Source organism: Bradyrhizobium denitrificans (assembly GCF_013179005.1).
Lineage (GTDB): Bacteria > Pseudomonadota > Alphaproteobacteria > Rhizobiales > Xanthobacteraceae > Bradyrhizobium > Bradyrhizobium denitrificans.
On record NZ_JABFDP010000016.1, the window covers coordinates 60,379 to 74,956 of the forward strand.

12 protein-coding genes are annotated in these 14,578 nt (G+C 66.6%); 8 read left to right on the top strand and 4 right to left on the bottom strand.

Annotated elements, in window-relative coordinates; all coding sequences use genetic code 11:
* The first annotated feature begins 281 nt into the window (after window positions 1-281).
* The 3 genes from HL671_RS18710 (at window position 282) to HL671_RS18720 (ending at window position 3,521) form a co-directional block, all read left to right on the top strand.
* Window positions 282-1,307, top strand: coding sequence for a histone deacetylase family protein (locus HL671_RS18710; RefSeq protein ID WP_172237418.1), 1,026 nt, complete (start codon window positions 282-284; stop codon window positions 1,305-1,307).
* A 163-nt stretch (window positions 1,308-1,470) separates the two neighbouring features.
* Complete coding sequence (locus HL671_RS18715; RefSeq protein ID WP_172237603.1) at window positions 1,471-3,168, top strand: methyl-accepting chemotaxis protein; 1,698 nt, start codon at window positions 1,471-1,473, stop codon at window positions 3,166-3,168.
* Between the two features lie 65 nt (window positions 3,169-3,233).
* Window positions 3,234-3,521: a hypothetical protein gene (locus HL671_RS18720; RefSeq protein ID WP_012046332.1), complete on the top strand. Its 288-nt coding sequence runs from the start codon at window positions 3,234-3,236 to the stop codon at window positions 3,519-3,521.
* Here the strand turns inward: HL671_RS18720 and ppsA are convergent.
* Window positions 3,518-5,953 carry a phosphoenolpyruvate synthase gene (gene ppsA, locus HL671_RS18725; protein WP_012046331.1) on the bottom strand — a complete coding sequence of 812 codons (2,436 nt, stop codon included), beginning with the start codon at window positions 5,951-5,953 and terminating at the stop codon, window positions 3,518-3,520. The two genes, HL671_RS18720 and ppsA, sit on opposite strands and share 4 nt — an antisense overlap.
* 153 nt (window positions 5,954-6,106) lie before the next feature.
* Here ppsA and HL671_RS18730 point away from each other — a divergent pair, with 153 nt between their 5' ends.
* Entirely contained in the window at window positions 6,107-7,231 is a 1,125-nt protein-coding gene (locus tag HL671_RS18730; protein WP_172237420.1) for an SbmA/BacA-like family transporter, read from the top strand.
* Here HL671_RS18730 and HL671_RS18735 read toward each other — a convergent pair.
* The 3 genes from HL671_RS18735 to HL671_RS18745 are packed head-to-tail and all read right to left on the bottom strand — an operon-like array spanning window position 7,191 to window position 10,472.
* Window positions 7,191-8,129: a 1-phosphofructokinase family hexose kinase gene (locus HL671_RS18735; RefSeq protein WP_012046329.1), complete on the bottom strand. Its 939-nt coding sequence runs from the start codon at window positions 8,127-8,129 to the stop codon at window positions 7,191-7,193. The genes HL671_RS18730 and HL671_RS18735 overlap by 41 nt on opposite strands.
* Window positions 8,130-8,135: 6 nt before the next feature.
* The gene (gene glk, locus HL671_RS18740; protein ID WP_172237423.1) at window positions 8,136-9,116 is read right to left on the bottom strand and encodes a glucokinase; all 981 of its coding nucleotides are present in this window, start codon (window positions 9,114-9,116) and stop codon (window positions 8,136-8,138) included.
* Window positions 9,117-9,119: 3 nt separating this feature from the next.
* Window positions 9,120-10,472, bottom strand: a complete 1,353-nt coding sequence (locus HL671_RS18745; protein WP_172237426.1) for a GH1 family beta-glucosidase — start codon at window positions 10,470-10,472, stop codon at window positions 9,120-9,122.
* 207 nt (window positions 10,473-10,679) lie between these two features.
* Between HL671_RS18745 and HL671_RS18750 the strand changes: the two genes are divergently transcribed.
* The 4 genes from HL671_RS18750 (at window position 10,680) to HL671_RS18765 (ending at window position 14,567) form a co-directional block, all read left to right on the top strand.
* Window positions 10,680-11,630: an ABC transporter permease gene (locus HL671_RS18750; protein WP_012046326.1), complete on the top strand. Its 951-nt coding sequence runs from the start codon at window positions 10,680-10,682 to the stop codon at window positions 11,628-11,630.
* 86 nt (window positions 11,631-11,716) lie between these two features.
* Complete coding sequence (locus HL671_RS18755; protein ID WP_246579651.1) at window positions 11,717-12,511, top strand: ABC transporter permease; 795 nt, start codon at window positions 11,717-11,719, stop codon at window positions 12,509-12,511.
* Entirely contained in the window at window positions 12,508-13,518 is a 1,011-nt protein-coding gene (locus HL671_RS18760; RefSeq protein ID WP_172237432.1) for an ABC transporter ATP-binding protein, read from the top strand. Before HL671_RS18755 ends, HL671_RS18760 begins: the two co-directional genes overlap by 4 nt.
* Window positions 13,515-14,567 (top strand): ABC transporter ATP-binding protein, encoded by a 1,053-nt coding sequence (locus HL671_RS18765; protein ID WP_172237435.1) that lies wholly within the window; start codon window positions 13,515-13,517, stop codon window positions 14,565-14,567. Before HL671_RS18760 ends, HL671_RS18765 begins: the two co-directional genes overlap by 4 nt.
* The last annotated feature ends 11 nt before the right edge of the window (window positions 14,568-14,578 follow it).

A 14,578-nucleotide genomic window follows, 5' to 3' on the forward strand; every position in this document is an offset into this window, starting at 1 on the left:
AGAGGAGATGGAGGTCCGGGGTCCAAGCCGAAGCCTGTATCGATCGATCCAATTATTGGATTGATCGTGCCCTCAGCCGGTCACAAAGCGGACGTGCGGATAGTTGCGAGTGGCGCGCTCTTTTCACCGCGAACGTCTCATCCTCACGCGATGGCGCCCGACGCGACGCGTTCCGCCCTTTGGAAGTGCACAAACATCATCCAGCGCGCGAGCGGTCGACGCTTGTATCGACCGCTGCTGCGTGCACAATCGTTTGCGCAAGCGAACAGGAGCCCGCGCGCGTGAAGGCCGTCTATACCGAGCTGCATCGTAGCCATGATCCGCAATTCTACCTCGTGCGTGGGGTGGTCAAGCGCACCACCGAGCAGCCCGAACGGGCTGACCGCTTGCTTGCAGGATTGAAGGTCGGCAATCACGAGTTGGTTGCGCCCACCCATTTCGGCCAGGAAGCACGCGCGCGCGTTCATAGTCCGGAGTATCTCAACTTTCTGGAAGAGGCGTGGGAGGCTTGGGCCGCGCTCGGCGATGCCGGGACGGAGATGATTCCGAACATGCACCCGGTGCGCCACGCCGCCACCTATCCGACCCATATCGTCGGACGGCTCGGCTGGCACACGATCGACACCTCGGCGCCGATCGGGCCGGGCACCTGGGAAGGCGCCTGTGCCGCGACCGACGTCGCGACCACCGCCGCCCAGTTGCTGCTTGACGGCGAGGATGCGGCCTATGCGCTGTGCCGTCCGCCCGGTCACCACGCCTATCGCGACATCGCCTCCGGCTTCTGTTTCATGAACAACTCGGCGATTGCGGCGGCCCATCTGCGGCAGCGCCATGAGCGCGTCGCGATCCTCGATGTCGATGTCCATCACGGCAATGGCACGCAGGGCATCTTCTACGAGCGTCCTGACGTACTCACCATCTCGATCCACGCCGATCCGGCGCACTACTATCCGTTTGTGTGGGGCTACGCGCATGAACGTGGCGCCGGCGCCGGGCTCGGCGCCAACCTCAACATTCCCCTGGCGCTGAAGAGCGGCGACGACACCTATCTGAAGGCGTTCGAGACCGCGGCCAAGACCATCCATGCCTTCGCCCCCGGCGCGCTCGTCGTCGCACTTGGCCTCGATGCGTCCGAGCACGATCCGCTCAAGGGATTGTCGGTGACCACGCCCGGTTTCCGGCGCATCGGCGGCGCGATCGCGCGGCTCGGCCTGCCCACGGTGTTCGTGCAGGAGGGCGGCTATCTCTCCGACATTCTCGGCCAGAACCTGACCGCCGTGCTGGCCGGGTTCGAGGCGGCCCGGTGAGAATGGTGCTCTGGTAAGGCGCCCTCCCGGCGCTGCGGCAACATCAAACCTTCCGTCCGGATTTCCACGGGTCCGGAAAAGAGAGCTTTCGTTAGGTTCCCATGCGACGATCCGACGCAGATTCGTCCAGGCCGCTTCAACGGCGAATGCGGGGAACATGTCGATGCGGTTGCTCGACCATCTCAAGATCATTTGGAAGATCAGCCTCATCGTTGCCGTGCTGGGAGCAACACTTGCCGGCGTCGTCGTGTTCGGCACCAACCAATTGAGCACGACGGTTGCGGACTTCGCGGAGCTGTCCAACCAGCAAATGAGTTCCATCGCGGTGGTGCGGGCTCAGCGCCGCCTCGAAACCTATCATGCCGCGCTCTACGCTCTGCTCACGGAGACGACCGCCGAAGGCAACGAGAAGCGGTTGAAGCTCGCCGTCAAAAACCGTGACGAGATCGCATCCTTCATGGACCTGGCGTCCAAAGAAGACCCGGCGCAGACCAAGCAGATCGATGGATTCAAGGCTGACCTGACACGGGCATTTGCCGTTTGCGATCCCGTGCTGGAGGCCGGGGCCAAGGCGGTGAGCCCGGAGGAAAATGCCAAGGTGGCCGATCGCGCGCACCAGGAATGCGATCCGGCCATCGACGGTGTGCTCGGCAAACTGCAGACCTTCGTCGGTCAGATCGTGGAACTGACGCGCAAGAAGAATGAGGCCATCCGAGCCGAAGCTGACTCAAGCACCCGCGCGGTGATGCTGGTTGGGATTGTTGGACTGATCATCGGCGTCGCCATTGCATTGTTCATCGGCTTGAGATCGCTGTCGGCCCCCATCGCCCGGCTGAAGGCCGCGATGGAGCGGCTCGCCAACAACGATCTCACCGTCGAGGTGCCCGAGACCGAACGCCGCGACGAACTCGGCGACATGGCCAAGACCGTCCAGGTCTTCAAGACCAACGGCATCGAGGTGGCGCGCCTGAAGAAAGTGCAGGAGGAGACCGAGCGGCAGGCTGCGGAGCAGCGCCGGCGCGACATGCACGACCTCGCCAACAAATTCGAGCAGGCTGTCGGCGACATCGTCCACACGGTGTCGTCGGCATCGACGGAGCTCGAGGCATCTGCCAACACGCTCAACCAGACGGCGGAGCGATCGCAGCGGCTCACCAACGTGGTGGCCTCTGCCTCGGAAGAGGCCTCGACCAACGTGCATTCGGTGGCCTCGGCGGCTGAGGAGCTGTCATCCTCCGTCAATGAGATCAGCCGCCAAGTGCAGGAATCGGCACGGATGGCCAATGAAGCGGTCAGCCAGGCGCGCAAGACCAACGATCGGGTCAGCGAGCTGTCGAAGGCCGCCGCACGCATCGGCGACGTCGTCGAGCTGATCAACACCATCGCCGGGCAAACCAATCTCTTGGCGCTCAATGCCACCATCGAGGCAGCGCGCGCCGGTGAAGCCGGCCGCGGATTCGCGGTGGTGGCCACCGAGGTGAAGGCGCTTGCCGAGCAGACCGCCAAGGCCACCGGGGAGATCGGCCAGCAGATTTCCGGCATTCAGACCGCGACGCAGGAATCGGTCGGGGCGATCCGGGAGATCTCGGGCACGATCGAGCGGCTGGCGGAGATCGCCTCGACGATCGCCGCCGCGGTCGAGCAGCAGGGCGCCGCGACCCAGGAAATCTCGCGCAACGTGCAGCAGGCCTCGCAGGGCACCAGGGAGGTCTCGACGAACATCATCGACGTGCAGCGCGGTGCCTCCGAGACCGGCTCAGCCTCGTCGCAGGTGCTCTCTGCGGCCAAATCGCTGTCCACGGACAGCGAACGGCTGCGCGGTGAAATCACGCGATTCCTCGGCACGGTGCGGGCCGCCTGAGGCGCCGCCAGCGCCGGCCACCTCGTGGTGCGGTGGCGTTGCTGCAGTCAGATCATGGGTGAGCCGTGGCAGACATCATCAAATTCCCCACGGCTGCGTCGCGGGCGGTGCGCGTCGAGCGAACCGAGCCCGCGCCCGAGGCTTCGATCGAGGGGCAACTCGTACGCCTGCAGCTCACGCTCGATTCGTGGCGGCTGATCCTGCGCTGGCTCGATCAGCTCGCCCAGTCCGGCGGCGAGGGGGAGCCGGGCGAGCAGTCGCGGCGCATCCGCGAACTGATCGCCGCAGCCGAACGCGCCATCGCCGATCTCCATGATCGCCACGGCCGCGGGCCCGCACCGGGGCGCGATTAGCTGGCCAGCGCCTGCGGCGCCGGCGCTACGAGCTCCTGCTCGGCCGCGCGCACGATCGCCATGGTGCGCAGAATGCTCGCCGGATTGACGCTGATGGAGTCGATGCCGAGCCCGGCGAGGTAGCGCGCGATCTCCGGATAGTTCGCCGGCGCCTCGCCGCAGATGCCGACATGGCGGTGGTTGCGGTGCGCACCATCGATGGCCAGCTTCAACATCGCCAGCATGCCGGGATCGCGCTCGTCGAAGTCGAACGCCACGAGTTCCGAATCGCGGTCGACGCCGAGCGTGAGCTGGGTGAGGTCGTTGGAGCCGATCGAGAAGCCGTCGAAATGCTGAGCGAAGTCGTCGATCAGGATCACATTGTTGGGGATCTCGCACATCATGTAGATCTCGAGCCCGTTCTCGCCGCGGACGAGGCCATGCCCGGCCATCGCCGCGATCACCTTGCGCGCCTCCTCGACGCGGCGGCAGAACGGGATCATGAGCTTGAGATTGCGCAGGCCCATCACATCGCGCACCCGCTTCAAGGCGGCGCATTCCAGCGCGAAGCCGGCGGCATAGGCGGGATGGGCGTAGCGCGAGGCACCGCGGAAGCCGAGCATCGGGTTCTCTTCCTTCGGCTCGAAATCCGAGCCGCCGATCAGGCTGGCATATTCGTTGGTCTTGAAATCCGACAGGCGCACGATGACGGGACGCGGATAGAACGCGGCGGCAATGGTGCCGACGCCTTCCGAAAGCCGCTCGACGAAGAAGTCGGCCGGTTTCTTGTAACGCGCGGTGAGGCGTTTGATCGTCGCGCGGTCCTTCGCCGAATTCACCTTGTTCGGCGTGGCCAGCGCCATCGGGTGAATGCCGATCGACTGGTTGATGATGAACTCCATGCGCGCCAGCCCAACGCCGTCGCTCGGCAGCAGCGCGGTCTTGAAGGCGAGTTCGGGATTGCCGAGATTGACCATGATCTCGGTGCGCGGCTTCTCCAGCCGATCGATCGCGATGCGCTGCACCTCGAACGGCAGGGCGCCGTGATAGACATGTCCGGCATCGCCCTCGGCGCAGCAGACGGTGACGCTTGCCCCGGTCTTGGCGCGCGCGCTGAAATCCTCGGTGCCGACCACCGCCGGCACCCCGAGCTCGCGGGCGATGATGGCGGCATGGCAGGTGCGGCCGCCATGATCGGTGACGATCGCGGCCGCCGTCTTCATGACCGGCTCCCAGTCCGGGCTGGTCGAGGCGGCGACCAGCACCTCGCCGGGCCGGAACGCACGCAAATCCTTCGCCGTGCGGATCAGGCGGATCTTGCCGGCGGCGATCTTTTCGCCGACGGCGCGGCCGGTCGCCAGCACCTGGCCGGTCTTCTGGAGCACATGGGTTTCGATCGCCTCGGGCCGGCGCTGTGAGGCGACGGTCTCCGGCCGGGCCTGGATGATGTAGAGCGCGCCGTCGCGGCCGTCCTTGGCCCATTCGATGTCCATCGGCGTCGGCCGCCCGGCCTTCTGCGAGTAGTGCTGTTCGACCGTGATCGTGGCCTGCGCCAGTTCCAGCACGTCGGCATCATCGATGCAGAATTTCGCCCTGTCGGCCGGCGGCATGGCCTCGGTGCGCGTGGTCGCGCCGCGCGCGCCGGTCTTGGCGTAGACCATCCGCTTGTCCTTGGCGCCGAGCCGGCGCGACAGCACGCTGCGGAAGCCGGCGGCGAAGGTCGGCTTGTGCACGTAGAACTCGTCCGGATCGACCGTGCCCTGCACGATGGTCTCGCCGAGGCCATAGACGCCGGTGATGAAGGCGACGTCGCGAAAGCCGCTCTCGGTGTCGAGCGAGAACATCACCCCACTGGCGGCAAGATCGGATCGCACCATCTTCATGACGGCGACCGACAGGGCGACCTTGTCGTGCGCAAAGCCGTTGTCGATGCGGTAGGAAATGGCGCGGTCGGTGTAGAGCGAGGCGAAACAGCGGCGGCAGGCCTCGAACAGATCCTTGGGCCCGCGGACGTTGAGGAAGCTTTCGTGCTGCCCGGCGAAGCTTGCATTGGGCAGGTCCTCGGCGGTGGCGGAACTGCGCACCGCCACGGCAACGCCGCGGCCATATTCCTGCTCCAGCTGCCGGTACGCCTGCGTGACCTCGCGGCGCAACTCGTCGCGATCGGTCGCGGCGAACACGATCGCCCGCGCCTTTGCCGCCCGCTTGGCGAGATCGGCGATGCGCCGTTTGTCGAGGCCAGCAAGCAGCTTGCGCAGCTCGTCATCGGCACCACCCGCGCGGAGGGCGTCACGGTAACTGGCAGCGGTCAGCGCGAAGCCGTTGGGCACGCGCACGCCGTGCGGCGCCAAGGCCGAATAGAGTTCGCCGAGCGAGGCGGTCTTGCCGCCGACCTCGGGCACGTCCTCGATGCGAAGGTCCTTGAACCAACGGATGTACCCGGGTGCCGTCATCGGTGATCTCCCGCGTCGCAGCGTAGGCAGCAAGTTTGTCGCGTTGCACGGCGGATGACTTGCGGAAGATCAAGCGGAACGACGTCGGCGCTCCTTAGATCACGTTGTGCTAGAAGTTCCAGAGCTGAAGCGGAGGACGCCCGACCCACGATGATGTCCGACGACGAGAATGAGGACGGCAATCGCGAATGGTCGCGATTCTGGCTGACGGCACGGCAATTCTGGCTGGGATCGGCGGCCTGGCGGGTCTGGCTGCTCTGCGCCGCCCTGATCGTCCTCGTGGTGCTGCAGCTCTACGTCCAGTTCCGCTTCAACTACTGGAACCGGGATTTCTTCGACGCGCTGGAACGCCGCGATCCGACGCGGCTGCGGCAACAGGCCGTTCTGCTCATCCCACTTTGTCTTTCGAGCGTTGTGCTGGCAATTGTCTCGGTGTGGGGTCGTATGGCGATGCAGCGCAACTGGCGGCAATGGCTGAGCGCCAAGGTGATCGATTATTGGGTCGAGAACGACCGCTATGCGCGGCTCGCGACGGTGCGGGGCGATCAGAAGATTCCCGAGTACCGCATCGCCGAGGACATCCGCATCGCGACCGATGCGCCGGTCGACTTCGCGGTCAGCATGATCTCCTCGCTGCTGACGGCGGTGGTGTTCGTGCAGGTGCTGTGGCAAGTCGGCGGGTCGATCGGTTTTGCCGCGGCCGGGCTGCAGTTGTGGATTCCTGGCTACCTAGTGGTCAGCGTCATCGTCTATTCCGTGCTGGTCACCGGGGCCATGCTGTGGGTCGGCTCGCCGCTCACCCGCGTCATCCAGACCAAGAACCAAGCCGAGTCGGAGCTGATCACCGCGGCGCACCACCTGCGCGACGTCGGCGAAGGCATCACGCCCAAGCACGAGGAGCGCGGCGTCATCGCGGGCATCTGGATGGCGCTCGACCGTACGATCCAGCAATGGAAGCGGCTGTGCTGGCAATTGATGCGCAACACCCTGGTGTCTCATCTCAATACGCTGATCGCGCCGATCATCGGCCTCGTGCTGTGCGCGCCGAAGTTCCTCGCGGATCAGATGACGCTGGGCGAGCTGACCCAGGCGGCTGCTGCATTCACGCTGGTGCAGGGCTCGTTCAACTGGATGGTGGACAATTTCAGCCGCGTCGCCGAGTGGACGTCGTCGCTGGAGCGCGTCGGCGGATTGCTGCTGTCGCTTGATCGGCTCAACGGCGACGGGGAGTTGAAAGTTACGCCGTCTCCAGCCGCACGTCAGCCAGCAGACGGTTGACATCGGACGGATCGCATAGCGCGGTGCCGGTACGCAGCAACGCTGCCGCGCCGGCCGCAACCGCGAAGCGGAACGCGTCCTCCAGTGGTGCACCTGCCGCGAGCTTCGCCACCAGCGCGCCGAGAAAGCTGTCACCGGCGCCGACGGCGTTGACCGGCACCATGGTCAGCGGCTGGGCGCGCAGCACGCGCTCTGATGTCACCAAGAGCGCGCCGAGATGGCCCATGGTGAGCGCGACCGTGCCGGCCTTGCCGCTTGCGACCAGCGCCCGCGCCGCTCGTTCCCATGCCGCCGCATCGGGCAGTTCGCCGCCGGCGAGCTCCTGCATCTCGCGCAGCGACGGCTTGATCAGGTCGACGCCGCCGGCGACGGCCGCGGCCAGGGCCGGGCCCGATGTGTCGAGGATGAACTGCGCGCCGCGGGCGCGGACGAGCGCGGCAATGCGGGCGTAGTAATCGGTCGGGACCCCGCGCGGCAGGCTGCCGCTGCCGACCACGAAGCGGGGGAATGGATCGATGCGGGCGAGCAGCGCGAGACCAGCCTGCCACTCGCTTTCAGACAGCGTCGGTCCGGGAAGGATGAAGCGGTAGGGCTGGGCCGTGGCGCGCTCCTGCACGAAAAAGTCCTCGCGCGTGTGCTCGGCTGTTGTCCAGGTGAGGCTGGTGACGCCTTCGCTCTCCACGAGCTGCTTCAACAGCTGCCCGGTCGGCCCGCCCACGGGATAGAGCGCGGTCACATCGCCGCCGAGGCGGGTGATCACGCGCGCGACATTGATGCCGCCGCCGCCGGGATCACGCTGCTGCGTGGTGCCGCGCAGCTTCGCTACCGGCATGATCCTCTCGACGGTCGTCGAGACGTCGACAGCCGGGTTCGGCGTGATCGTGACGATGTCACTCATTCTCTGTCAGTGTGTGGGAGCGCCGCCGCTCGCGGGAATGACGGATTCATAGAACGATTTGAGACCAAGGAAGCTGATATCCGGCTTGGTGACGAGGTGCACCGGGATCGGACGCAGATAGCTGTCATAGCGTCCCTTGCTCTCGAACTGCCGGCGGAAATCGGACCTGGCGAAATAGTCGGGAAAGCGCGGCGGGATGCCGCCGGCGATATAGACGCCGCCGCGGGCGCAGAACGTCAAGGTCAGATTGCCGGCGACGGCGCCGAGCCACGCGCAGAACATGTCGAGCGTCGCGCGGCTGGTCGTGCAACTGCCGTCGAGCGCGGCGCTGGTGATCGCGGCCGCATCGCGCGGCGGCACTGTGACGCCATCGACGGCGGCAACGGCCCGGTAGACGTTCTCGAGCCCCATGCCCGAGAGCGCCCGCTCGATCGAGACATGGCCGAAGCGCTCGCGCATCTTGGCCAGCACCGCGGCCTCGCGCGCGGTCGTCGCCGGCAGCGTGGCGTGGCCAGCTTCGGTCACGGCCACCATGGGACGGCCGTCGCCCGGGAGATAGCAGGCGGCGCCGAATCCTGTGCCCGGGCCGATCACCAGCATCGGCGCGCCAGCAACGGCTGCGTCGCCGCCGAGCGGAAACAGATCGTCCGGATGCAGCGCCGGCAGCGACCAGCCGACGGCCTCGAAATCGTTGAGGAGCCTTGCCGAGCGCAGATTGAAGCGCGCCTTGAGCTCGGCCCCGTCGATCACCCAGGTCGAATTGGTCAGCATGCCGCGGTTGCGCTCGATCGGACCGGCAATGTCGAGCACGGCCGCGCCGGGTGCCCCGCCGGCCGCATGCCGGGCCAGGAACTCGGTGATGGCATCATCGATGGTCGGATAGTCTGCGACCTTCAGGTGTTCGACATGGTCGATCGTGCCTCCGTCAAGCAGCGCAAAGCGCGCATTGGTGCCGCCGATGTCCCCCAGAAGCACGCGATCGCTCATTCCTCACTCTTCCGCCCGGTTGTGCGGCCCGGCCGGATCGTCGGGCGACCGCCTTGCCGCAATCATCTCCGCATACCATCGCGCCGATGCCTTGGGAATGCGGCGCTGCGTGGCGTGGTCGACATAGACAATGCCGAAACGCTGCGAATAGCCTGCCCCCCATTCAAAATTATCCATCAGCGACCAGACGAAATAGCCGCGCACATCCGCGCCCGCGGCGATGGCCTGTTCCATGGCCGTGATATAGGCCTTGAGGTAGCGGATCCGGTCGTCATCCTGGATATCGCCCGCGGGATCGATCACGTCGGCGGCGGCCGTGCCGTTCTCCATCACATAGATCGGGATCCGGAACCGCTGGTCGATATCGACCAGCGTTTCGCGGAACGCATCCGGCACCACGGGCCAGCCGATCGCACTGCGCGGCACGGCCTGCGGCGGCGGACCGAAACTGGCGCCGATCAGGTTGGTGTCGGCCTTGACGTAATGCGGCGAATAGTGATTCAGCCCGAACCAGTCGACGGGGCGGCCGATCTGCGCCATGTCGTCGGGCCTGACATAGGGCGTGACGGCGTCGCGCAGTGCCGGCGGATAGCAGGCGAACGCCTGCGGAAACGGGAAGGCGTCGTTCCAATAGGCCGCGAGCCGCAGCGCGGCAGCCGCGTCCTCGGGACTGCTGGTGCAGGGATAGCAGGGCTGGCGATTATGGATGGCGCCGATCGAGGCGCCGACGACGTCGCGGCGCAGCACGTCGACGGCGCGGCCATGGCTGAGATTGACGTGATGAATGGCCTGGTGCAGCGCTGCCTTGTCTGCGACGCCCGGCGCATGCCAGCCCAGCCCGTAGCCGAACAGCGTGAACACGCCAGGCTCGTTGAAGGTCGCGAAGCGCTTGACCCGGTCACCATAGCGCCGCGCCACCAGTGCGGTGTAGTCGGCGAACCAGCCGGCGATATCGCGGTTCTGCCAGCCGCCGAGCTCGCCCAGGGCCTGCGGCAGGTCCCAATGATAGAGGCAGAGCCAGGGCTCGATTCCTGCGGCCAGCAGGGCATCGATCAGGCGGTCGTAGAAGGCAAGTCCGGCTTCGTTGGCCGCGCCGCGTCCCTGCGGCAGCACCCGCGGCCAGGCGATCGAGAAGCGATAGGCATCGAGGCCGAGATCGCGCATCAGCGTCACATCGTCGGCATAGCGATGATAGTGGTCGCACGCGATGTCAGCGGTATCATTGTGGCTGACGCGGCCGGGCGCCCGCAGATAGACATCCCAGATGCTGTCGGCCCGACCGTCGCGATGCGCCGCGCCTTCGATCTGGAAGGCCGAGGTGGATGCGCCCCAGACGAAGCGTGGACGGGTGGTCATAAGAGATGGGCCTGCACTGGAACGAACGGCCGCATGATGCAGATCGCAGACGTCGAACCGTTGACCGGGATCAATCCGGCGAGGCTCGCCGGGGCTGGTGCGATCCGGTCCTGCGTCTGACACGGGCAATCATGCAGGCACCGGGGCTTGCATCGGGGCCTAAAGCTGTGGAACGTGCGGCCGCCGAAAATTGGAGCCCCGGCGCGGATGAGCGTCTTTCTGCTGCGGCGATGCCTGACCTTGCTTGCGACCCTGGTCGGCGCGTCGCTGATCATTTTCCTCGTGCTCGACGCGTTGCCGGGGAACGCCGCCCAGATGCTGATGGGCGCGGATGCCTCGCCGGACGCTGTCAGGGCCCTGACCGTCAAGCTCGGGCTGGATCAGCCGCTGGCGCTCCGCTATCTGCATTGGCTCCGCGGGCTCGTGGTCGGTGATCTCGGCAACAGCTATGCCTATGGCACGCCGGTGGCCGAACTGATCCGCGAGCGGCTGGCGATGACCATTCCGCTCGCGATCCTCGCGATGCTGCTGACGACGGTGCTGGCGCTTGCGGCCGGAATCTATACGGCGGCCCATCATAACCGGCTGGGCGATGTCGGCGTGATGTCGCTGACCCAGATCGGCATCGCGCTGCCCAACTTCTGGTTTGCGATCCTGCTGATCCTGTTGTTCGCGGTGAAGCTGCAATGGCTGTCGGCCGGCGGCTTCCCCGGCTGGGAGGACGGCATCTGGCCCGGATTGCGATCGCTGCTGCTGCCGGCGGTGGCGCTCGCGGTGGTGCAGGCGGCGATCCTGGCGCGGGTGACGCGCTCGGCGGTGCTCGACGTGCTGCGCGAGGATTTCGTCCGCACGGCGCGGGCCAAAGGGCTGACGAAGCGCGAGGTGCTGTGGCAGCACGTGCTGCGCAACGCGATGATCCCGGTGCTCACCGTGATGGGCCTGCAATTCGCCAATCTCCTGGCCGGCACCATCGTGATCGAGAACGTGTTCTATCTGCCGGGCCTCGGGCGGCTGATCTTCCAGTCGATCGCCAACCGCGACCTGATCGTCGTGCGCAACTGCGTCATGCTGCTCGCGGGCATGGTCATCATCGTCAACTTCGTGGTCGACGTCCTCTATGCGGTGATCGATCCGCGCATCAAGGTCCACGAGCTGTGAGTTCGTCGGTTACAGTTCAAGCCGCTGCAAGTGCCGCGCCGTTGCCCAATGGCTTCTGGCGCCGGGCCTTGCGGCATCGCAGCTTCATGGTCGGCGCGCTGCTGTGCCTCCTGGTGCTCGGCGCTGCGCTGCTGTCGCTGGTCTGGACGCCGTGGTCGGCCTATGAGATCGACGTCGCTGCGAAGCTGCGGCCGCCATCGGCGGCGCATTGGCTCGGCACCGATGTGCTCGGCCGCGACATCGTCTCGCTGCTGCTGGTCGGCGCGCGCGCGACCATCCTCGTCGGCATCATCGCAGTCGGCATCGGCCTCACTTGCGGCGTCTGCCTCGGGCTGATCGCCGCCGCGCAGCGCGGCTGGACGGAAGAGCTGATCATGCGCTTCAGCGACTTCACCTTCGCTTTTCCGGCGGTGCTGTCGGCGATCATGCTCGCCGCGGTCATCGGTCCGGGCATGGTGACGTCGATCACCGCGATCGGCATCTTCCAGATCCCGGTGTTCGTCCGCGTCACCCGCGGCTCGGCCGGCGCGATCTGGGCCCGTGAGTTCATTCTCGCCGCGCGCGCCGCCGGCAAGGGCCGCGTCCGCATCACCATCGAGCACGTGCTGCCGAACATTCTGTCGATCCTGATCGTGCAGGCGACGATCCAGTTCGCACTGGCGATCCTGGCCGAGGCGGCGCTGTCCTATCTCGGCTTGGGCACGCAGCCGCCGCAGCCGTCCTGGGGGCGCATGCTGAACGACGCGCAGACCCTGCTGTTCCAGTCGCCGAGCCTTGCCGTCTATCCGGGCGCCGCGATCGCGCTGGCCGTGCTCGGCCTCAATCTGCTCGGCGACGGTCTGCGCGACCTGCTCGACCCGCGGCTGGCGAGGCAGCGATGACCGCCGGAGATCAGGCCCTGCTCGACGTCTCGAATCTCGGCATCCGGCTCGACACCAGCCGGGGTCCCGCGCAGGCGGTGCGCGAGGTGTCGTTCGCGCTTCGGCGTGGCGAGACGCTCGGCATCGTCGGCGAATCCGGCTGCGGCAAGTCGATCACGGCGCTCGCATTACTCGGGCTGCTGCCCGACAGCGCGGTTGTGAGTGGCAGCATCAGGCTCGACGGCCGTGAGCTGGTCGGCCTTGCGGATGCTGATTATTGCACGCTGCGCGGCAACCGCATCAGCATGATCTTCCAGGAGCCGATGACCGCGCTCAACCCGATGCACACGATCGGCCATCAGGTGGCCGAGCCGTTGCTGCGCCACACCGGCTGCTCGGCCGCTGAGGCCAAGCGCCAGGCGATCGCGCTGCTCGACCGCGTCGGTCTGCCGGATCCCGCCCGGCGTTACGACGCCTATCCGCATCAATTTTCCGGCGGCCAGCGCCAGCGCATCACCATTGCCATGGCGCTCGCCTGCAAGCCGGATGTGCTGATCGCCGACGAGCCGACCACCGCGCTCGACGTCACCATCCAGCGCCAGATCCTCGATCTGATCGCCGATCTCGTGGCCGAGCAGGGCATGGCGATGATCCTGATCTCGCATGATCTCGGTGTCATCGCTGAGAATGTGCAGCGCATGATCGTGATGTATGGCGGCACGGTGGTCGAGAACGGCACCACGGATGCGGTGTTCTCGCGCATGGGCCATCCTTACACGCAGGGCCTGTTCCAGGCGCGGCCGCGGCTCGGCGCCCGCAAGGGCACGCGGCTTGCCACCATCGCAGGCACGGTGCCGGAGCTCGCCGATCTGCCGGCCGGCTGTGCATTTGCCGATCGCTGCAATCTGGTCATCGACGCCTGTCGCACGGCGCTGCCGCCGGTGGCCGAGATCGGTGCTGGTCATGCGGTTCGCTGTATCCGGACCGATGTCGCGTTGACGCGCGATCCGGTGGGAGTGATCGCGTGAGCGAGGTCGTCGATCGCCGGGCCGAGACCGCGCTGCTCGAGATCAAGGATCTCGTGCAGCGCTATACGCTGCCGCGCGAGAGCCTGCTGCGGCCGCCAGGACAGGTGCGGGCACTGAATGGCGTCTCGCTCAAGCTGATGCCCGGCAAGAGCCTCGGCATCGTCGGCGAGTCCGGCTCCGGCAAATCGACTCTGGCGCGGCTGATCATGGCGCTGGAACGGCCGTCCTCGGGAGCGGTGCTGATGGCGGGGCGTGATCTCGAACGGCTGTCTGCGGATGAGCTGCGCCGCGCGCGGCGCGAGTTCCAGATGGTGTTCCAGGATCCCTATGGATCGCTCGATCCGCGCCAGACCATCGCGCGCATCGTCGCCGAGCCGCTGACGGCTCTGGAGAGCCCCGATCGCGCGTCTTTGCGCATGCGCGTCGCCAACGTGCTGCGGCAGGTCGGATTACGCGATGCCGACATGGACAAATATCCGCATGAATTCTCCGGCGGCCAGCGGCAGCGGATCGCGATTGCGCGCGCCCTGATCACGCAGCCGAAGCTGATCGTCGCCGACGAGCCGGTCTCGGCGCTCGACGTCTCGGTGCAGGCGCAGGTGCTGAACCTGATGCAGGACCTGCAGGAGCAGTTCGGCCTCAGCTACGTCCTGATCAGCCACGATCTCGCGGTCGTCGACTATCTCTGCGACGAGGTCGCCGTGATGTATCTCGGCCGCATTGTCGAGCAGGGCCGGCCCGAGGACCTGTTCGGGCAATGCGCGCATCCTTATACGCGGGCGTTGCTGGATGCGGTGCCGCGGGCGCAGGCCGGCGCAGTCCGGCGACGGCGCGAGAACGTCGCGATCGCCTCGCAATCCGTGGGCGCCTCGGGATGCGCCTACGCGCCGCGCTGCCCGCTCGCCGATTCTCATTGTCGCGAGACTGCTCCCGCCTTGCGGCCGCTCACGTCGCAACATGTGGCTGCCTGCCACAAGGCGGAAAGCGTCATGGCGCTGCCGGCGCTCGTCGCCGCAGAACAACCGCCTCTTGTCTCCAAGCCTTTTTGACGCGTAATTTG